Source organism: Novosphingobium sp. 9 (genome assembly GCF_025340265.1).
In the GTDB taxonomy this organism is placed as follows: Bacteria; Pseudomonadota; Alphaproteobacteria; order Sphingomonadales; family Sphingomonadaceae; genus Novosphingobium.
In genome coordinates this window covers 940357-959729 of sequence record NZ_CP022707.1, presented here as the reverse complement: position 1 = coordinate 959729, position 19373 = coordinate 940357, and the positions used below count along the sequence as shown (strand labels likewise).

The 19373-nt window shown below is 61.7% G+C and carries 16 protein-coding genes and 1 tRNA gene; 4 read left to right on the top strand and 13 right to left on the bottom strand.

Annotated elements, in window-relative coordinates; genetic code table 11:
- Nucleotides 1–38: 38 nt before the first annotated feature.
- Nucleotides 39–1898, bottom strand: a complete 1860-nt coding sequence (locus CI805_RS04775) for a ParB/RepB/Spo0J family partition protein (RefSeq protein WP_260926735.1) — start codon at nucleotides 1896–1898, stop codon at nucleotides 39–41.
- Between the two features lie 421 nt (nucleotides 1899–2319).
- Here CI805_RS04775 and CI805_RS04770 point away from each other — a divergent pair, with 421 nt between their 5' ends.
- Nucleotides 2320–2844, top strand: a complete 525-nt coding sequence (locus CI805_RS04770; protein ID WP_313958528.1) for a thermonuclease family protein — start codon at nucleotides 2320–2322, stop codon at nucleotides 2842–2844.
- 233 nt (nucleotides 2845–3077) lie between these two features.
- Here the strand turns inward: CI805_RS04770 and CI805_RS04765 are convergent, their stop codons facing one another.
- Genes CI805_RS04765 through CI805_RS04755 form a run of 3 tightly spaced genes read right to left on the bottom strand, consistent with a single transcriptional unit; the run spans nucleotide 3078 to nucleotide 6104 of the window.
- Nucleotides 3078–4064: a 3'-5' exonuclease gene (locus CI805_RS04765; RefSeq protein WP_260926734.1), complete on the bottom strand. Its 987-nt coding sequence runs from the start codon at nucleotides 4062–4064 to the stop codon at nucleotides 3078–3080.
- Entirely contained in the window at nucleotides 4051–5172 is a 1122-nt protein-coding gene (locus CI805_RS04760; RefSeq protein ID WP_260926733.1) for a metallophosphoesterase, read from the bottom strand. The genes CI805_RS04765 and CI805_RS04760 overlap by 14 nt, the downstream gene beginning before the upstream one ends.
- Before the next feature lie 11 nt (nucleotides 5173–5183).
- Nucleotides 5184–6104, bottom strand: coding sequence for an SDR family oxidoreductase (locus CI805_RS04755; RefSeq protein ID WP_260926730.1), 921 nt, complete (start codon nucleotides 6102–6104; stop codon nucleotides 5184–5186).
- Between the two features lie 162 nt (nucleotides 6105–6266).
- Between CI805_RS04755 and CI805_RS04750 the strand changes: the two genes are divergently transcribed.
- Nucleotides 6267–6800, top strand: coding sequence for a TetR/AcrR family transcriptional regulator (locus tag CI805_RS04750; protein WP_260926728.1), 534 nt, complete (start codon nucleotides 6267–6269; stop codon nucleotides 6798–6800).
- Nucleotides 6801–6992: 192 nt separating this feature from the next.
- Here CI805_RS04750 and CI805_RS04745 read toward each other — a convergent pair whose 3' ends face one another.
- The 6 genes from CI805_RS04745 to CI805_RS04720 form a co-directional block, all read right to left on the bottom strand.
- Nucleotides 6993–8180 carry a GIY-YIG nuclease family protein gene (locus CI805_RS04745; protein WP_260926726.1) on the bottom strand — a complete coding sequence of 396 codons (1188 nt, stop codon included), beginning with the start codon at nucleotides 8178–8180 and terminating at the stop codon, nucleotides 6993–6995.
- Between the two features lie 29 nt (nucleotides 8181–8209).
- Nucleotides 8210–8533 carry a hypothetical protein gene (locus tag CI805_RS04740; RefSeq protein ID WP_260926724.1) on the bottom strand — a complete coding sequence of 108 codons (324 nt, stop codon included), beginning with the start codon at nucleotides 8531–8533 and terminating at the stop codon, nucleotides 8210–8212.
- Nucleotides 8488–10215, bottom strand: coding sequence for a DEAD/DEAH box helicase (locus CI805_RS04735; protein WP_409934944.1), 1728 nt, complete (start codon nucleotides 10213–10215; stop codon nucleotides 8488–8490). The genes CI805_RS04740 and CI805_RS04735 overlap by 46 nt, the downstream gene beginning before the upstream one ends.
- A gap of 72 nt (nucleotides 10216–10287) precedes the next feature.
- A complete protein-coding gene (locus CI805_RS04730; protein ID WP_260926721.1) occupies nucleotides 10288–12984 on the bottom strand; it encodes a class I SAM-dependent DNA methyltransferase in 2697 nt (898 codons plus the stop codon).
- Between the two features lie 333 nt (nucleotides 12985–13317).
- Nucleotides 13318–14559: a tyrosine-type recombinase/integrase gene (locus CI805_RS04725; RefSeq protein WP_260926719.1), complete on the bottom strand. Its 1242-nt coding sequence runs from the start codon at nucleotides 14557–14559 to the stop codon at nucleotides 13318–13320.
- Between the two features lie 165 nt (nucleotides 14560–14724).
- Nucleotides 14725–14811, bottom strand: a tRNA-Leu gene (locus CI805_RS04720).
- Nucleotides 14812–15072: 261 nt separating this feature from the next.
- On the opposite strand from CI805_RS04720, the gene CI805_RS04715 reads away from it, so the two are divergent.
- Nucleotides 15073–16047 carry a complex I NDUFA9 subunit family protein gene (locus CI805_RS04715; RefSeq protein ID WP_260926717.1) on the top strand — a complete coding sequence of 325 codons (975 nt, stop codon included), beginning with the start codon at nucleotides 15073–15075 and terminating at the stop codon, nucleotides 16045–16047.
- A 9-nt stretch (nucleotides 16048–16056) separates the two neighbouring features.
- On the opposite strand, the gene CI805_RS04710 is transcribed toward CI805_RS04715, so the two are convergent.
- The gene (locus tag CI805_RS04710; RefSeq protein ID WP_260926715.1) at nucleotides 16057–16941 is read right to left on the bottom strand and encodes a DUF2071 domain-containing protein; all 885 of its coding nucleotides are present in this window, start codon (nucleotides 16939–16941) and stop codon (nucleotides 16057–16059) included.
- Nucleotides 16934–17605, bottom strand: coding sequence for a glutathione S-transferase family protein (locus CI805_RS04705; RefSeq protein WP_260926713.1), 672 nt, complete (start codon nucleotides 17603–17605; stop codon nucleotides 16934–16936). Before CI805_RS04705 ends, CI805_RS04710 begins: the two co-directional genes overlap by 8 nt.
- 130 nt (nucleotides 17606–17735) lie before the next feature.
- On the opposite strand from CI805_RS04705, the gene CI805_RS04700 reads away from it, so the two are divergent.
- Entirely contained in the window at nucleotides 17736–18119 is a 384-nt protein-coding gene (locus tag CI805_RS04700) for a VOC family protein (protein ID WP_260926711.1), read from the top strand.
- A gap of 87 nt (nucleotides 18120–18206) precedes the next feature.
- Here CI805_RS04700 and CI805_RS04695 read toward each other — a convergent pair whose 3' ends face one another.
- Entirely contained in the window at nucleotides 18207–19253 is a 1047-nt protein-coding gene (locus CI805_RS04695) for an alpha/beta fold hydrolase (protein WP_260926709.1), read from the bottom strand.
- Nucleotides 19254–19373: the final 120 nt, after the last annotated feature.

The window sequence follows — 19373 nt, the reverse complement described above, 5'->3', positions numbered from 1 at the left end:
AGCACAAAGTGGCAGGCCGGTCCCACCGGGAACCGGCCCTATCCCCTGTCATGCCGCCTTGGGCAAGGCGGTATCGGCATCGGTGTCGGTGTGGGGGCGGTTGCCCCTTCGCCTTCATCGGCTTGGACATCGCCCTCGGCGTCGGCGTCTTCGACCTCTGACACAGGCGCCTCGGTAGATGCGATCCGGCCTGCCCGCTCGACACTGCCGACCCCGCCGCGCATCGTGTAGGCGCTCGCCGGAAACGCCATCCAGCGCGGCACCCAGCTTTCGTGTCTGCGCCGTCCACTGGCCCCGGCAAGGCAATCGCGGATGATCCCGCGCTGTACCTTGGTAGTGGCCTTGGCGTTCTCGGTTGCCACCGCTTCGCCTGCCAGATCGGCCAGCAAATGCCCGATCACCTCGCGGTCGCGCACGGCCTCGAGCAGCGCATCGTCGGCCTGCCAGACATCGGCCATGGTCACGCCCATGTGCGTGCCCAGCATTTCGATCAGGCCTGTACCCACATCGAGCGTCTCGCCCATGACCACGGCCAGAACTTGCAGCACCGCTGCATCGTCCAGGGCGATCAGCCGCAGCAGCAGACCGCAGATGCCGTGCTCTTCCTCGCTGCCGGTGACAGTCGGGGTATCGGGATCGCGTTCCAGCAAGGCCAGAACCTCGCGCCGCCTTGCATCGAACAGGGCTTCGGACAGGCAGGACTCGATGCTCTCGACCACGGCATCGGTGGGGCATTTCTGTGGTTCGATCCGCACGGTCCACAGCCCCGACCCCATGATCGCATGGGCCACCATCACCCGCAGCGACAGGCCGGTATCTTCCACCAGTCTGGCCCGCACGGCAGCATGGCGGTGCAGATCGATATAGGCATTCACCGTGCTCGACACTTCGGGCCGGGAGACCTTCTCCAGTACCTCCCCGCGTTCCAGCCGCCGTGCTTCCTTCGTGGTCACATAGCCTTCGTGGAACGTGACATCGCCGCGATGGCCGATAACGACATAGACCCGCCCGCCTTTACCCTTGGCCATGCGCTCGTGCTCCCATGTGTGGAAGGCATCGCCGCGCGGGAGGATCACCACCTCGCCCCAGCCTGCTTCGCGACAGGCGTCGGCACGGGCCTCGATGGCCTCCATCTGCGCGCTCCAGAACACCTCGGCACAGGCGAAGTAGCGCTCCTCGCCGAACAGGTCGGCAACGATCTCGCCGGGATAGGCCTCCACATCGAACAGCGCGGCCCCGACCGGGATCGAGGCACCCCCGAACAGCCATGCCTTGAGCCATGCTCCGGTCGGTGCTGTTGCGCGTTCGTCGTCATAAAGGGCCAGCCACTCCTTCTGCTTTGCCTTCGAGGCCATCGTCAGGTGCCGCAGCGACACTGCATCGATACCGTCTGCCCGGTAGAGGTTGCGCAGGCGCGGGATCAGGTTGCCGAGCGCCAGCGTGCGCTTCACCTGCAAAGCCGTCAGCCCGAAGGTCAGGGCAATGCCATCCACATCGCGGCCCTCGCGCACCAGCCGGGTGAACGTTTCGCAGCGGGTCATCTCGTCAGGATCGAGCCGTGCAATGTTCTCGATCAGCGAGGCTTCGAGCGCCCCTGCATCGTCCCCCGGCTCGATCACCGCGCAGGGCAGGTCCTCAATGCCGCCACCTTCTTCCACCACGGTAAGCGCCGCATGATAGCGCCGCTTGCCTGCCAGAATCTCGTAAGCAGGGCGATGCTCCACCCCGTCTGCGACCTCACTTCCAGACCGATCCATCTCGCGAACGATCAGCGGCACCAGCACGCCGCGTGCCCTGACCGAGGGCAGGATATTGGCGATGTCGCAGGCCTTCCTCGTGCCCCGCATGTTGAGGCTGGAAACCGACAGACGGGTGATGTCGATGTGCTTGAGTTCCATGATCTTCACTCCTTCTTCCATCGCGCGCATTGACCGGCCGGAGGGCGGGGTGGGCGACAGGAGCGAACCGGCAAGGCCCGCCGTCCGAGGCGGGGCGCACCTGACAAGGCCGCAACGAAGTGCAGGACCTGAGCCAGAGCTCAGGTTGCGCGCCGCCGCGGCGGGCCTAGAGGGTAGTGACGCCCACTCCGCCTGCCCGGCAGGTCCATCAACCCGGCGCCAGCGCGGCCCGCCGCGCTGTCCGCATCCGGAGCGCGGAAGGCGGGACGGCCCCTGCCAGCGATCCTTGCCCGCATGGGACGAGACGCCGCAGGCGGCTCGGTCGAAGCGAAGCGAGGATAGAGCGCGGCCGCGCGAAAGGCGCGGGGCAGCATTCTAATCTGAGTGTTTGGAAACCTCCCCACACGGCGTAAAGAGCGCCATGCGCAGGCGCCATCGAACTGACAACCTGATCAAATTTGACCACTACCGCCGCAGGTCACGGTCCAGAACGACCAAAGTAATTGCCGCATGGTTCGGCGCAGCTGCGCTGGCGGGAGCTGGTGCCGGTGCGGCATCACTAATTTGGCCGGAAAATCCACCGGCCCGTACCGGCCACCCGCTCACCGACTGTCGTGTGGTGGACGGTGATACGCTCAATTGTGCCGGCGAACGCATTCGCTTGCTGGGCATCGATGCTCCCGAACTTGCCGGCCATTGCCGAAAGGGAAGGCAGTGCGCACCTGGCAATCCGGAAGCATCGACGGATAGCCTGCGAGATGCACTGCATGGCCGCCTCACGATCGAGAGGATAGGAACCGACAGGTACGGTCGAACCCTGGCTCTGGTATCCAGCGAAACAGGAGACCTATCCTGCTGGCAACTGGGCAAAGGGGCCGCGATCTACAAGAAGCGGTGGGACGATGGGCAGCGCGTCGCCAGAGTTTGCCCGCAATCTACCAGATGACGAGCTGTCCTTCGTTTGGATCGAGATTCCCAAAAAGCGTCGATGTAGCGCGAACCAGACCATAGGCAGCTATCAACGCAAAGTCCGCATGGTGATTTAGGTTCGGGGCATCACAGCCGGGCCCCCTACGAGAGACACGATGGAAGCACGAAGCGCTGAAGCGTTAGAATGCAGTCTTGCCGGATACGGGGCGTCAGAGCCAGAGCTAGACAAGCGATCTTTTCAGTAGGACTTCATACTGCTCTGGAATGCCGTTCGCAGGCGCTGACAGGAATGAACGCGGGCTCGCCGTACCCGGTATAGACCTCGCTCATCAGCCATGCCCGCTCCGCACCGTGATCCGCCTCCGCGATCTCGGTCGTCCAGAAGCGCAACGCAGAATTCCAGCGATAGCCTCGGGCTTTTAGGCGGTCCTTGGCATCGAAGGGGGCATCGACCGCATTCACCTGGAAAGACGACCGCTCCGAACAGGCTATCAGCTTGGCCATCACGGTTTCGCCGTCCGGCAAGTCATGCGCCAGAAGGTATAGGAGCGCGAGGATGTCGTTTTCAGCCCGATGACCTTCATAGAACCAGCCGCACTGCGAGACGAGATGGGCAAGCGCACGCCCGTCGAAACCGAGTTCCAGCCAGTCCAGTTCGGACATCGAGCAGGCCCAGGCCTTACCGGCGAGCGCGGGCAACCTGCGATCGACGAACGGCCGATCGAACCGCGCGTTATGGGCAACGATCAAATCGGCCGAGCCCAGAATTTCGAGCGCAAGGGTATCGTCGATCGACTGTCCCGCCAGGACCTCATCGGTCAAGCCGGTCAGTTTCGTTATCCTGAGATCGAGGGGCTCACCCGGCTCTTCACGCCAGACCCGGGCCTGGCCGACCTGCACGATCCGCCCGGCATCGTCGTAGCGAAATCGCTGGAGGGCCAGTTCAATGATCCGGTCGGATTCGTAGTCCAGCCCAGTGGTCTCGACATCGATCGCAACGCCGATACGGTTGCGAGCGCCAGGCACCGGTCGATGAAACCCTGCCACTGGACGAAGCTTGCGCAGCACCCGGTATTCCGGATTTTCAGCCAGCAGCGAAGCGGCTCGATTATAGACGTCGGGCGAAACGGTCACCATGCCCGGCTCTCTAGCTTCAGCAACAGCCAAGCGAAAGCCGGACTGTTGCCTGATCAAAAGGGAGCCGGGAAACTTGCCAAATCGCTCAGCCAGTCGCACGATGCAAGGTAATCAAGGTCAGTTCGGACGGCTTGCCCAACCTCAGGGCGAACCCCGGCCAAATGCCGGTGCCGTTGTTGACGTAGAGCGCCATTGTGCCAACCTCATAGAGCCCCGAGACGAAGCCGCTATTGCCGCGCGCGACCAGTCGGTCGAGCCCGACGATCATGCCGCCGTGGGTATGGCCCGAGAGCTGCAACGCCACGCCGCGCCGGGCCGCTTCTTGCGCCCGCCCCGGTTCGTGATCGAGCAGGATGATCGGGGCGTCCGGTGGAGATCCCTCAAGCGCCTGCCCCAGATCGGGGAGCGGCTTGCCGACGCCGCGCGCCGAAGGATCGGTGAGACCGGCCACGACGAGAGCCTCATCGCCTCGCGCGATCACCGCATGGGCATTGCCCAGTACCCGCATGCCCAGCGATGCAAGGTGCGCCATCCATGGATCGTAGCCCGAGAGGTATTCATGGTTGCCGGGACAAAGGTACACCCCGTCTTTCGCGCGCAGTTCGCGCAAGGGTTCGACGCCTGTGCGCCGGTTGTCGACGCTGCCATCGATCACGTCACCCGTCACGACGATCAGGTCCGCATCCAGCCGGTTGGTCGCCTCGACCACGGCGCGCGTCCAGCCGGCGGGGAACAGCCGGCTGATGTGCAGGTCGGTAAGCTGGATGAGGGTATAGCCCTCGAACGCTTCGGGAAGCGCTGGGATCGTGACGGTCACCTTGCGCAGGCGCGGTACGCCGATGGCGTTCCACACGCCGATGGCCGCCAGCACCAAGGCCAGCACAGCGATGGCGTAGCGCGCCTCGATCCAGGGGGCGTCTGCGCCGATCCCGGTTATCGTGGCTGCCAGCCTCACCACGTCGAGCGCGATCTGGAACACGGCCAGCTGGGCAATACACCCGAACAGCCAGTTAAGCACGACGATGAGCGGCCGGGGAAATTCCGGACTGAACACCGATCCCGAAGAGATACGGCTCCACAGGTGCGACTGCGCTCCGACGAGCAGGATCAGGGCGACCGCCAGCTTCACGCCGAGCGCCCAGGGCAATGGCAGCAGGGTGCGCGCGACAACATAGGCCCACGGCAAGGCGAAGATCAGATGGAACATGGTCTTGTGCTTCAGCCGAACGCCACGCCGGTCATCGCCTCGGACCGCGCCCACAGCTGCGCGGCGACCTCGGCATCGCGCGCCTGTGGCTCAATCCTGCCCGCGCCCGGTGGTCCTTTCATCTCGCGAAAGCCCTGCGGCCCGAAATACTCGCCGCCCCGGATACCCGGCATGGTCGCGGCCATCAGTAGCGGCAGCGCGCCGTCTTGGGCGGAATGGCCGATCAGCTTGAGGGCTATCGCGCTTCCCCAGGTCATCAACCGGCTCGCAGCGCCCATACCGTTCGCGACCAGATCGGTGTCGGCAGCACCCGGATGGGCAGCCACGCTGGTGATCCCCCAGCCGTTCGCGCGGCTGCGGCGATCCAGTTCGAGCGCGAACATCAGCATCGCCAGCTTGGACTGCGCATAGACCGGCCAGGGCCTGTAGCCTTGCCCGTAATCGAGATCGTCGATCCGGATTCTGCCGCTGCGATGGGCGATGCTCGACACCTCCACCACGCGCGCCTTGCCTGCGCTCAGCAGCGGCAGCAACTGGCCGGTCAGCGCGAAGTGCGAGAGGTAGTTGGTGGCGAACTGCATCTCGTGCCCGTCGAGCGTGGTTTCGCGCCGGGGCAGCGCCATGATGCCGGCGTTGTTGACGAGAATGTCGATCGGGCGCTCGCTCGCCAGTTGCCGCTGGGCAAAATCGCGAACCGAAGCGAGGCTGGCCAGATCGACACGATCGAAGCGGACGCGGGCATCGGGATGTCGCTGGCGGATCAGCGCTTCCGCCGCGCGTCCTTTGTTCGGATTGCGCGCCGCCAGAATGACCTCTGCTCCCGCGCCTGCCAGCGCGAGGGCCGTCTCCAGCCCGAGGCCTCCGGTGGCGCCAGTGACGATCGCCAGCCTGCCGGACTGGTCGGGAATATCCTTGGTGGTCCAGCTCGCCATTTTTGCTATCCTTCGCATCGATCAGCCACAGGAGGGCACTGGGCGCGATATTGTGCACTCAGTGCAAAAATACAAGCAGTGCAAGACATACTCTCACCTGACACGGTCGGTCTGCGAGCGCGAAAGCGCTCCCGGACCCGCGCCCGCATTCAGGACGAGGCGATGCGCCTGTTTCTGGAACGCGGGTTCGAAGCGACGACGCTCGACGACATCGCTGCAGCGGCAGACGTTTCGCGCCGCAGTCTGTTCCATTATTTCGGCTCGAAGGAGGAGATCGTCTTCTCCACCAAGGCCGATTTTCCGGCGCTCGTGGCAGAAGCGATAAATCGGCGCCCCGTCGAGGAACCGCTGCTCGACATGGTCGAGAACGCCTTCGTGGAATTGGCACAGACCCATCTGTCGGAAGCGTCGCGCGACCTTGCCCGGCTAATCCAGGACACCCCTGCGCTGAGCGCGGGCGATCAGGCCAAGTACGAGAAATTCGAGCGGGTGCTCGCCAAAGCTCTGGCCGATAGGAAAGAGCGCCCGCAAGACGACATCGAATGCCGCGTCACTGCGGCAGCTGCGATCGGCATTCTGAAGCTGTCGACACAGGCCTGGCTCGCGGCCCCCGAAACCGGCCCCGACACCTTCGGCAGGGCTGCCTTCGCCGCTTTACGCGAAGTAGCCGGGCAAGCGCCGGACGTCCGCGAATAGACTGCACTTGGCCGAAAGGAGAAGGACGGGTTTTGGCCAGAAAATGGCGAAGCAGACATTCACGCTTAAAGCGCATAGTCCCCTTCGGCCCAAGAGCCGACCTTCGCACCAGGCGCGGCAGATGGCAGGCCCCAGTCCCTTTCCGACAGCCGGAATTGCTGGTATTTTTCGAAGAAGCTGAATGTGCAGAACTCAGGTTATCTCGTTTTTTAATAGAATCCTCTGAGTTTCGACATCATAAAGATACCGATGCAAGGTCCCCTCTTCGATCAGCTTAGCTGCCTGACCGACGTGTTCTGGCAGGACATAGAACCATTCCTTAGGAAGAACCTTCTTCCCGAACCGATCTGTGACGAATAGTTTAGCCGGACGAGCCGCTGCGAAGAAACGATGCAGCAAGTTCTCGACTTTGTTGCGGGACAGATTTTGCAGGCTGTAGGTCGCGACGATTTCCACCGGCGCCAGAAGAAACGTTGGATCGTTTCTGGCGTCCGCAACACGGCGGGATACATCCTGGCTGGTGACGCCGATCTTATGCAAGATCATACGCTGCCCTTTGATCTCGGGATTTTCAGATCGGGAGCGGGCAACATAGATCGTTCCCGACAGTTCGAGCTGATCGTTTTCCCATTCAGGATCAAGCGGTCCGAGGCCAACCTTCTGGACCATGCGAGCTGTCTTATCGTCATTCAGGGATTTTCGGAATGACGACATGAGCGGGTCGCTCTCTGTACCGTTTGAAAAGATGACGCGAAGCCGATGGTCGCGCGTGCCGCCACGGGCGGTCATTTCCGACTTCTCGGCGATCATGGCGAGCAAACCGTTCCTTATGAAGAAGTCCCCTTCGATCGGCTCGATCACCGACCATTTCCGTACCGGGCTTGCTTGGCGCTCACCTGCTTCCAAGCCCCGCTGAACTGTCTCAAAGCGCTCCCGGAATTGCTCGAAATCCTGACAGAGCACGAAGTCCGCGCGATGATCAGGAACGTGCCTTTCTGCAGCCGGTGTGGTGTGCTTGAGGCTGACCAGTGACGCATCAACATCAAGATCGTCATCAGCAAAGATGTCATCCAAGCTATTGGGAATATCAGCGTCGACAGGCTCATCTTGCCATGAACGCGACTTTGGGGCGGCGGAGGCGCTTAGCAGGCCCAACCGATCCACAGCCCGCATTTGATCGGCGGGAGCCAACTTTACGGTATCCCAGATTGCTCCAAGGCGCATCTCGTCATGATCCATTGCGTCTGGATCGGGGAGGCGCGAATGACGCTCATAGAAGGCGGTTACTTCGAGCAAGGCTGCGACGCCACGATCCTGCGAAGGACCACCGCGCCCCGCGCGAGGTTTGACATCCAACAGGCCGAACTCGTCGTCTTCCATGAAAATATCTTCCAAGCTCGGGCGTGACATCACAGAGCCCCCTCACGCAGGCGCTTGGCCTTTTCGGCCTTCAGCCAAGCGAGTGCCTCTGCCATGCGCTTTTCAAGGGGATTGGCGGAATGGACATTAGGCTCATGCCCTTCGGCAGCGCGGAATGCCTTGATGCGAGGCCAAAGCGTTCGGGCCTCATCGCCGGTCATGTTTACGCGCAAGGCCACCATCGCTGACTGCACATGTGACAGTAGCTCAGAGTTCAGCGATTTCGATGCGACCTCGAAGCGCTCCTGGAAGGTGTTTACGCTGTCGATCAACTCGATATCGATGTCTCGGACGTTGATGAATTTTCGGACCATCTCCAGAAGCGTATTCGGTGCGCTGGCGGGCTCGTCATCATCGTCGTCACCGCTCGGCTTCGGGGCGAACCGCTCAAGGGCGACTGCCCCCCAGCAAAACCGCGTTCGGCTTCCTTCCGCGCCAGCGTCAAGACGTTCATATGCGCCGCCAGATGCTGACGGACGGATTCCGCTTCCTCGGCATCCAGCGCCTCATACCGCTTCTCGATGATATCGGTGAGCACCATCTGGGTCGCGACCTCGGGGGCCGTTTCAGGCGACAGTACGCGCCGGTCCATCTCCTGATAGGCAGTCGCTATCAGATCGTTCATGTCCTTTTCGCAGATCTCGCGCGAACGGTTCGTGGGCGGCTCGACCAGTCCCTTAATGCCGATTGTAATATTGCCTTCATCATCGGTGCCTATGGGCGCCCGCACGTCGCCATCTTCGCGGCGGTAGAACTTGAAGTTGGGGGCCAGTACCTGCTCCATCAGAAGCGACCCGGAGATGGCCTTGAGCATGTCGTTTACGGCATCGGTCACGACACCGGTTTCGACGCCGGGTTCGGCAACAAGGTTCGTGAACAGCGCGCGGGGCTTGCCCGGCGCGTCGCGGGTCGCGCGCCCGATGATCTGCACGATCTCGGTCAGAGACGACCGATAGCCGATCGTCAGAGCATGTTCACACCAGACCCAGTCGAAACCCTCCTTAGCCATGCCGAGAGCAATGATGATGTCGACCTTGGCTCGGTCCGCAACATCATCGCGTTTGCCATCTGGCCCTTTGATTTCACGCGACAGCGATGCCTTCACGATATCGCGGCCCGTCCCGTCATCCACCAGGTCCGCCACTTTCAGCAGTCCGCCATCGGGCTTGCGCACCAGATCAAACCCCGTCTCGGGATCGCGCCCCTCATGTGTGCCCAGCAGGTCGAGGATCTTGCCCACCTCGTTGAACTTGTCATCGAACGCCTCGGACGACCCACGATGCGGGATGTGGATGATCGTTTTCTGATCGGGGTTCAGCACGCCCGGCAGCCCGTTGACGTAATTGCCCTTGTAGAAGTCGTAGTTAATCCCGAGCGCCTTGAGCCAGGCGTAGCCCTCCAGCTGCTCGTAATAGCTGTAGGTGATCTTGGTGAAGCGATCCTCGTCCTCGAGACGAAGCACCGGATCTGCATCGCCACGGAAATAGCTGCCGGTCATCGCCATCACATGGCACTCGGCGCGATTGATCAGGCTGCGCAGGATGACCCCCAGCCTGTTATTGTCCGAAGCCGACACATGGTGGAATTCGTCGATAGCAATGAAGCAGCTGTCGAAGGCCTCGATTCCCTTGGTCTTGATCACCTCGTCAAAACCGAAGCGGAAGGTGGCATGGGTGCAGACCAGCACCCTGGCATCGCTCTCCATGAAGGTCTGGAAGGCTTTCACCTTCTGTTTGCCGGCATCCTCGCCGGTCAGGCAAAGGTTCCAGCGGTCATCGACCTCCCAATCCGCCTCGAAGCCATAGCTGGTCAGATCGGTCGAGCGGAACGAGCCGCCGATCGAGGTTTCGGGCACGCAGACGATGGTCTTGTCCAGCCCCTGATGGCGCAGCTTGTCGAGCGCCACGAACATCAGCGCGCGACTCTTGCCCGCCGCCGGGGGCGCTTTCAGCAGCAGGAACTGCGCGGCACGGGCAGCATAGGTGCGGGCCTGCATCGGGCGCTGACCAAGGGAGTTCGTTGTCGCCTTGGAGGTTCCATAGGTGACATTGACCATCTGAACCATCTATCAGGCCCTCTTTTTCTTTGGCGTGGCTTCCAGCGATTTCACCTTGGCGGCATAGAGCTTGAAGAGCTTCTCCAACCGTTCGGTGTCATTGCGGAAGGAGCGGCCGATATACATGCTTTCCAAAAGCTCGTCGTTTTCCCGATGCACGGCGCGCAGGTCGGCGGGCATTTTGTCGGGGTCATAGAGCTCGGCAATCGTGGCGGGGTAATGGGAATAGCGGCAGCGCAGGATCTTGCGGGCCGAGGCCGAGAGCGCCTCCAACTGATCCTCAGCGAACTTCGGCACCGGGAAGGTGTTCCAGCCGAGGGTGTTGGAGTAGCGGAAGTCGGATTTCAGCTTGCCGCAGACGGTAGCGATCCAAACGAGGTGCAGGCGTGAGGCGATCAGGGCGATGCACCATTCGGGAGCGTTGTAAAGCACCTGGTTAAGGTTCGAGGCTATCACATCTGCCCCGACACGCTCAACAGGCAAGTATGGACGGCGTTCGGAGGTGACGCTGGGGACGAGGATCGAATGCGCCTTCGGGTCGATACGTATTTGATCGAACTCATAAGGCCACTCCGCCATTCGGCGAGTAGGCTCTTTGGTGCTGGCAAGCCGAAACTGCCTGACGTTTTCAAAGCGCTCTTCCAAGGCGGGAATCTTGCGCGCTTCTTCATATTGACTGGCTGAAACCCACAGGCAGTATCGCTCGATCCCTTTGGTTACCTCTTGAGACCCCATGTACCTCTTGATGAAGGGCTCAGCATCTGGTGCAGACGACATGATTGAATTTCGTTCGTCGACTGAGAGGATTAGGAAGCCGCCATCGGCTGGTTTGTTGCCGTAATCCATGTATGGCAGGCCAAAGATGCCATTCCGTATAGCTTCAACGTAGAGTGAAGGTCCAGCCACCAAGTAAGCGTTGATATTTTCGATGACGCTTTCGATACCGTCCACAAATAGACGCTTCGGCTCTTTGCTGCTATTACGTATTCCAATGACGGAACAAATAACAGCCGCGTTCGCCGAAGCATTGTTACGCCATTTGAAGTCCTTATGCGCGAAGCCGATTTCAAGGTCACCCTCCAAGACGTAAGGCCACAAGGCCGCGACCGAGTATCCTTGGCAAACCGAGTTGGTCGACACCAACGCAGCTCGCGATGCCCTGCCTCGAATGAAGCAGGATGCCTTGAAAAACCAGGCAGCGACGAAATCGAAGGCTGCGAAGCTCTTCACTTGCCCTGAGAAGACGTGCGCAAAGTCGGCCTTCTGTTCTTTGCTCTGATACGTTGACCCAAGGAACGGCGGATTGCCCGCAATAAACACTTCCTCGCCTTCACCGGGGGGCGGGCAGACCTCTTCCCAGTCGATGCGCAGCGAGTTCTCGGTGCGGATATGCGCTGCGTCCTTCAGGGGCAGCGCTGCGGGGCGGCGCCCAAAGACTTCGGCAAAGCTTGCATTCGCCTGGTATTCGGCGATGAACAGCGCCAGCTTGGCAGTCTCGGCAGCGAAATCCGCGATCTCGATCCCATAGAAATGGCTGATCGAGATGGCCGAGAACATCTGCATCGAGCCGGGGCCATTCATCTCTTCCAGCCGCCGCAGGATGCGCGTCTCGCGCGCCCGCAGCTCGCGATAAGACACGACAAGAAAGTTGCCCGAGCCACAGGCCGGGTCAAACACGCGGATGCGCGACATCCGGTCCAGCACCTGTTGCAGCGCGCGGGCGCGGTCCCAGGCCTTGTGGATATCGGCATCGAGGTCATCGAGGAACAGCGGCCCGATCACCTTCATGATGTTCGGCACGGAGGTGTAGTGCATCCCCAGTTCCGAGCGTTGCTTCGGATCCGCAACCGACTGGATCATCGAGCCGAAGATGTCGGGGTTGATCTCTCGCCAGTTCAGATCGCAAGCCTCGCGCAGATAGCGGAAGGCCACGCCGTCAAAGCGCGGCGCGTCGATGGCGCCCGCGAAAAGCCCGCCGTTGACGTATTCCAGCTCGCCCGTCCAGGCAGGCAGGCCCTCGCGTTTTGCCTTGGGCCGGTTCATCGCCTGAAAGGCCGCGATGATGGCTTCGCGCGCTTCCTCGCCCTTGTCGCCCGCATGGATGAACAGCAAGCGTGAGAACTGGTTGTCGGGAAAGATGCCGACATCCTCGGCAAACATGCAGAAGATCAGCCGCATCATCAGCTGGTTCATCTCGTGCCGACGTTCGTCGCTGCCCCAGTCCGGATTGGCTTTGGTCAGCGCGTCATAGAGCCGGGCCAGCTTGCCAGTCGCCTTGACGTCGACGGGGTTTTCTTCGACCGCGCGGTAGCGTTCCTTGCCCGCGGCAGGTAGGAAGAAGCCGAAGTTGTCGCCAAGCTCGGCAAAGCGGCTATGGAGCGTATCGCCCGAGGCCGGATGCTCTGCCGAGATCATCTCGCCATCGGTGGCGATCAAAATCGCGGGCTTTGAGGTTTTGGTCTTCTTCGAGCTACGCAGCTGGTCCAGCGTGACATCGGTCATGCCTGCAAGCGCAGGGGCATAGTGGAACTTCTTGCCGAACAGCACACCGCCTTGAAGGTCGGACTTGTTGGTCGCCCCGCTCCGCAGCTTGGAGATCGCAGCCTTGGCACCATCTGTGGCGGCGGCAAAGGCGAAGGGGAATTCGGTGGCGCAAAACGGTTCGGCGGCAATCTCCGCCAATGCGTCATAAATTTCAGTAGGGTTCATCAAGAGCCTCGAGATACTTACCCGTAGCTAAGTGACGCCCAATCTTGAATCCACTGAAAATGCTTTAGCAAAAGAATGAATATCGGTTTGCGCACATGTTAGTCAGTCGCTTCGTGCGCATCTCTGCCGATCGACCGAGATGCAGCGAAAGTCCGCTCCCCGCCCTTAAAGGTCATTCGCACATCGTGCAATGAACGCGCAGCTTTGCGGATCGGATAGGCAATCTCTGAACGGCCAACATGGGCGCAAAGTTGCAGTATCGGGGGCGCACCGCCAACCAAAATCATAGGGGCGCATTCAGCCGCGCTGATTCGAAAACCCTTCGAAAGAAACTCACGCCGCGTCCGAACGGGCTCGCCTCGCGAAGTTGGGTTTGAGGACGCGGGCGCCATCACGCAAACGCTCCAACTCGTCAGACCAAAACTGCATCAACGCCACACGTTCATTCCAGTATTCGCCGCGGGTATACGCGCGGCGCACCCCATTGTTCTCCATGTGTGCCAACTGGCGCTCAATCGCATCGGGATTGAATCGCCCGGCTTCATTGAGCAGCGTCGCTGCCATCGCCCGAAACCCATGCGCCGTCATCTCCTCTTGGCCAAAGCCAAGAGCCCGGAGCGCCGCATTGACAGTGTTCTCGGACATCGGGCGCTGCCCAGACCGGAACGAAGGGAAGCAATAGCGGCCGTGGCCTGTCAGGTCCCATAACTCCTCGAACAGCCTTACCACCTGAGGCGAAAGGGGGACGCGATGCGGCCGACGCATCTTCATCTTCTCAGCGGGAATGTTCCAAACGCAGCGATCGAAATCGAACTCCGGCCACTCGGCCTGCCGAAGCTCACCGGGGCGAACGAAGAGGTGCGCTGACAGCTTCAAGGCGAATAGCGTGATGGCATGGCCTGAATAACCCTCGATAGCGCGCATGAGGTCTCCCGCCCGATCTTCGGTGGTGATCGCGGCGAGGTGCTTGGTTTTGGGCACCGTCAATGCGCCGCGCAGATCGCTCGCAGGATCACGCTCGGCGCGCGTCGTGGCGATGGCATAACGGAAGACCCGGCTAAGCACGCTGCGCATGCGCCGGGCGCTCTCGTGCCGTCCCGTGGCCTCGACGGCACGCAGAACGGCCAGGACCTCCTGTGCTGTGATTTTGGCGATCGGACGATTGCCGATTTTGGGATACGCTTTGTCGAGTAGCCAGCGAAGTTTGCTGAGCGTGACCTCGGCCATACCCTCGCGCTCGTTCTTCGCGACCCATTCCTCGGCCACGAGCCGGAAGGTGTCGTTCTCCTCGATCCGTGCACGCGCCGAATTGACCTTCTGCTGGTGGGAAGGGTCGGTTCCGGCAGCAAGCAGGTGGCGGGCTTCGTCACGCCGCTCTCTGGCGTCAGCGAGGCTGACCTCGGGCCATGCTCCGAACGCCAGCGTGCGGTGCTTTTCGAGATAGCGATAATTGAGGCGCCACAGCTTCGTGCCATTGGGGCGGACAAGAAGGTAGAGACCTCCGCCGTCCGATAGCTTATAGTCGCGCTCGCGTGGCTTGGCGTTGGCGACGGTTGTGGCGAAAAGGGTGGCCATGAAGGTATCGTCCCGTGAAAGGACGAAAATCGATACCCTCGGATATACCCGAATTGTTCCCGATTGGTGCCGAATTCGCCCGGATTTGACTGGACGATCATAACACAAAAAATGGCAGATTTCAGCCTCTCTGCGGACGTCTATGGACGTCCGCAGGAGAACAAATGGTGCCCAGAAGAGGACTCGAACCTCCACGCCCTTGCGAGCGCCAGCACCTGAAGCTGGTGCGTCTACCAATTCCGCCATCTGGGCACGGTAGCGAGGGAGCAGGCTTGCTATCCTCGCTGGGTAGGAGGGCGCCTCTAAGCGGCTGCGGGAGGGTTGTCAACGCGGTTCATGAAGAAATTTTCCCAGAAAATTCTTCACTTGCCGTGAAGCCGGCGCCGCACTTGCACGTTGGGTACAGGAAACCGCAGAAAATCGCTATATTTGCGGGATAACGGACAAGGCAGCTGACGAAAACGAAGCCGGGCTGTGCGCATCCCCGGCTTTCCTGCAAGGAACACATCCAACGTGACCCAACAGCTTTCCGCCTCAATTTCCGCCCCTCACCCACTTTCCGGGAAAATCGTCACTGTCATCGGTGGCAGCGGTTTCGTGGGCCGACATCTCGCGCAGCACCTTTTCGAGCACGGCGCACGCCTGCGCATCGCCAGTCGCAGTCCCGGCAAAGCCTATGCCGTGCGAGCGCTTGCCAACCTGGGGCAAGTCCAGTTCATCGGCACGGATGTCACCCGTCCGGAAATGCTGACAGCAGGATTCACGGGTTCGGATATGGTTGTCAATCTGGTCAGTGCGTTCACCGGCAAGCTCGATGCAATACAGGGCGAGGGAGCAGGCAGAATCGCGGCAGCAGCAAAAGCTGCAGGGGTTCGCGCGTTCATTCACGTCTCAGTGCTCGGAGCGGACGCTACGTCAGACGTACCCTATCTGCGGACAAAGGCCGAAGGCGAGCGCGCGATACTGACAGCATACCCGCAGGCCACGATACTTCGCCCCTCTGTATTGTTCGGGCCGGATGACCATTTCGTGATGATGCTGGCCGATGCCATGGCAAGCGCGCCGATCATGCCGGTCTTCGCGCCGGAAGCGAAGCTCCAGCCGCTTTACGTGGATGATTTGGCCAAGGCGATCGTCAACGTACTCGCCAACACCGAGCACCATGAAGGCAAGATTTACGAGGTTGCCGGGCCTGAGGCGATCTCGATGCTTGAAATCACCCAGCGCATTGCTGCTGCGCAGGAGCGCAAGCGCCATATCTGGCCACTCTCGGACAGCATGGCAAAAGTGCTTCGCGCCCTGCCCTTCACACCGATCAGCGCCGATCAGTACAAGGTGCTAAAGGCCGGTAATACGCTGACGGGTGCGTTGCCGGGCCTCGATGCGCTGGGCGTTACCCCGCGCCCCATAGGGCTTTTCCTGAACCGCTGGATGGCGCCGTTCCGCAAGACCGGGCGCTTTACCGATGACAATGCCGTAGCCCCGTAAAAATCAGCGTCAGATGCGCTCCCAAAGCGCCGTGAAGCGGACCGCAGGCACTCGAAAGCAGAACGGCATGGCATCAAGCCCCAAGGCCCTTGCAAAAGCGCCCGGCCTCCAGTCCAGCGCCTGCATGGGAATAATCGAGTCGAGGTTGATGGGTAGATCTATTCCCGCGAAGGCAAGGTTGCCGGGCTTTTCAAGAGGAGCGATGGCTTCGTCCTGAAGCGTCAACTGCGCGAGCGCTTCGTCATATCCGCCGAAAAAAGGTGCAAATTCCGCAGGCAGGATACGATGTTCGGTATCCCGCCCACGCAAATGCCAGTCCGGTGCACTGCCGCCACCCGAGGCCGCGCCGCTGATCCAGTCAAGCCCATCCCGGCGATGACCGAAATTCACTGCGCGATGCGAGAGCATGGCATCGCTGAACAATCTGGTGCCAAGCGCGTAGAGATCGCTATCGAACGCGTTGCACAGGAACAGCACGGTCTCCACCGCTGGTTCCTGCCCGCCTATGCGTTGGACATAAAGCCGCCAGTTGCTTTGCTTGGGCGAGGGGAACAGCCCTCGCAAAGGGCCCGCCAACGCGGGACCGAAATGACCGTGTACGTAAGTGAGCACGGTCAGGATGGCATGGCCATCGACACTGCGTATCGTGACGCCGGGCGGGATCACATCGGCCAGACGATCGACCGGCACCACCCAACTGGCATAGATCACATCGCGTACATCGCTGACCAGCTTGGGAAAGGGCAAGCGCGAGGTGAAGGCGCGGCGGATGCGGCGCAGCCCCTCGTGATTGGCGAGGCAGGTCTCAATACGCCCGAAGAGACCCTCTCGTGGCGAGGCGAAACGGAGCGGCAACAGCCTGCCTTCACCGCCTCGCAGGCCCTGTTCAGGCATCCACTTCGGCATAGTGGCTGGGCGGCTGGATCACTTCCATCCGCTCGGACAGCAGCGGGCGGAAGCTGGGGCGCGACTTGATCCACATGTACCAGGCACGGGCCTGCTCGTGGCTCGACCAGTCGAGGCCGCCGAGATAGTCGGCGACGGAAATCTGGGCAGCGGCGGCAAAGTCTGCCAGCGTGATCGTTGCGCCCGCCAGCCAGGGGCGATTGTCGATCAGATAGTCGATGTAATCGAGATAATCGTGCGCCAGCTTCATCGCCTCGCGCAGCATCTTCGCATCGGGCGACTGACGCAGGACGAGGCGCTTCTTCATACGCTCGTGCAGCAGCGGCTCGGTGACGGCGGCATAGAAATTCTCGTCGAACATCGCCACCAGACGGCGGATCTCCGCACGTTGCTGGGCGGTGCCGCTGATCAGTGGATTGCGATCGACGGTTTCCTCGAAATACTCGCAGATCGCCCGGCTGTCCGACAGCGTGATCGCGCGCTCGGTCTCGTGGACCACCGGGGTACGCCCGGCCGGATTCATCGCGAAGAAACGATCCTCGCCTTCCCAGGGCCTTGCGGTCTGGAGTTCGTAGGCGATCCCCTTCTCGGCCATCAGCAGACGGACCTTGCGACTGAACGGACAGAGCGGGAATTGATAGATGTGCCACATGGTTTTTCGGCATGCCAAAGGCTCCGAGGCGCGTCCACCCACGGATTTGCGCGGGATGCGCTAAACAGGTGGACAAGTGCAGCGGGCAGGCGCACTCGACGGGCGCGAATTTCGCCTTCGGAGAGCTTCCATGTTCACGCATATCTGTGTCGGCAGCAATGACCTTGCCCGTTCCAAGTCTTTCTACGACGCCATTTTTTCAGCAGCAGGCGGGACCGCCACAGCCAGCGATCCGGCTTCGGGGCGCCTGATGTACGAGCACAAGGGCGGGCGCCTTGTGGTACTGACGCCGAACAATGGCGAGACCGCCAGCTTCGCCAATGGCGGGACCATCGGCCTGCATATGGACACCCCCGAAATGGTCGAGGCATGGCACGCGGCGGGCGTGGCGGCAGGCGGTACAACCTGCGAAAATCCCCCGGGAATCCGCTCGATGCCGGGACGCGAACTGTACCTTGCCTACTTGCGCGATCCCGACGGAAACAAGCTGTGCGGCGCCCATCCGGTCGCCTGACACAGGTCGGCTGACACTGATCGGCTAAAAGGGGGTAGAGGTGGGCTAGAGGCAGGCTCAGCCCCCTCTACCCCGCCCCTACCCCGATCAGACGCCGAGGAAGAATCCTTCGGCGATCTTCACGAAATCGTCGGGCCGGTCGAGATTGACCACATGGGTCGCATCGATCCGACGATAAGTTCCGTGCTTCAACAGCGCCATCGCGCGCTTCGCATCGTCAGCGTCCATCGCGCCGTCGAGCGTACCATCGGGCAGCATCCTGAAATTCGCCTGGAGCAGCAGCACCGGGCACTCGATCCGCGCCAGCGCCGCCGCGTGATCGAACCCGGCGTTCCAGGTGCCGTCATAGAATGCCGCGCCGAAGCGGGGATCGTACTGGTCGAGCCCGCGCACCAGCATGCGGACCGTGTCGTTCTTCAGCAGCCCGATCTCGACCGGCTGATGCGGATGCCCGGACCGCCACGCCTTGACGGCCTGCGTCAGCAGGAAAGGCGTGCCCGGCGCGACGTTGCGGCGGAAGAATCGCGCGTTCTTCTCGATCCAGTAGAGCAGGAAATCGTCGGGCACATCCTTCGTCGCGGTATAGCTGGTGCGAAAGGCCCGCTGGGCGATCGTGGATTTGATGCGCGGATACTCGCTGGAGAACAGCGGCGGGTCTTCGAGCAGCGCCGCGCGGACCAGTTGCGGGCGGTTAGCCGCCAGCCATGTCGCCAGCAGCCCGCCCGAACTGTTGCCCGAGACGAACACCGGCTGGCCGATCTGCCGCGCGATGAAATCGCCAAGGTCGGCGCCGATGCGGTTCGCGGTCATCGGATAGCCCAGCGGCACCCGCGTCGCGCCTTGGCCCGGATAGTCGATATCGTAGACGTGGAAGCGCTTCGAGAGCGCGGGCAGCACCCGGTTGTAGGAAAACCAGTCGAGCAACTGGGCATGGAGCAGCACCAGCGGCGGGCCATTGTCCGGCCCCTCGACATAGCTGAGGCGCACGCCGTTCACCTCGGCCATCTTCGGCACGAACCCGGCGGCGGCGACTTTCGCGTGCCCCGGATCGACGTAGCTGTCGACGCGATCCCGCAGCCACGCCGCCCCGCCGATGCCTGCAAGCACCAGTCCCGCCACCGACCACCCGAGCACCCGCCCAAGCCCCTGCCCCAGCGCCGCCCCGCACGGCGCGCAGGCGTTGGAGAATCGGGAGCATCGGCACGGCTGGTCATCATCGCAATCCATCCCCCCGCCGCGGCCGGGGCTCGGCCA

Coding starts and splice junctions, on each gene's coding strand:
- CI805_RS04775 (WP_260926735.1), bottom strand. CDS start 1,898: ATGGAACTCAAGCACATCGACATCACCCGTCTGTCGGTTTCCAGCCTC.
- CI805_RS04700 (WP_260926711.1), top strand. CDS start 17,736: ATGTTCACGCATATCTGTGTCGGCAGCAATGACCTTGCCCGTTCCAAG.
- CI805_RS04745 (WP_260926726.1), bottom strand. CDS start 8,180: ATGGAAGACGACGAGTTCGGCCTGTTGGATGTCAAACCTCGCGCGGGG.
- CI805_RS04770 (WP_313958528.1), top strand. CDS start 2,320: ATGCGCAGGCGCCATCGAACTGACAACCTGATCAAATTTGACCACTAC.
- CI805_RS04755 (WP_260926730.1), bottom strand. CDS start 6,104: ATGGCGAGCTGGACCACCAAGGATATTCCCGACCAGTCCGGCAGGCTG.
- CI805_RS04705 (WP_260926713.1), bottom strand. CDS start 17,605: ATGTGGCACATCTATCAATTCCCGCTCTGTCCGTTCAGTCGCAAGGTC.
- CI805_RS04725 (WP_260926719.1), bottom strand. CDS start 14,559: ATGGCCACCCTTTTCGCCACAACCGTCGCCAACGCCAAGCCACGCGAG.
- CI805_RS04730 (WP_260926721.1), bottom strand. CDS start 12,984: ATGAACCCTACTGAAATTTATGACGCATTGGCGGAGATTGCCGCCGAA.
- CI805_RS04735 (WP_409934944.1), bottom strand. CDS start 10,215: ATGCAGGCCCGCACCTATGCTGCCCGTGCCGCGCAGTTCCTGCTGCTG.
- CI805_RS04710 (WP_260926715.1), bottom strand. CDS start 16,941: ATGCCTGAACAGGGCCTGCGAGGCGGTGAAGGCAGGCTGTTGCCGCTC.
- CI805_RS04750 (WP_260926728.1), top strand. CDS start 6,267: ATGCGCCTGTTTCTGGAACGCGGGTTCGAAGCGACGACGCTCGACGAC.
- CI805_RS04740 (WP_260926724.1), bottom strand. CDS start 8,533: ATGGTCCGAAAATTCATCAACGTCCGAGACATCGATATCGAGTTGATC.
- CI805_RS04760 (WP_260926733.1), bottom strand. CDS start 5,172: ATGTTCCATCTGATCTTCGCCTTGCCGTGGGCCTATGTTGTCGCGCGC.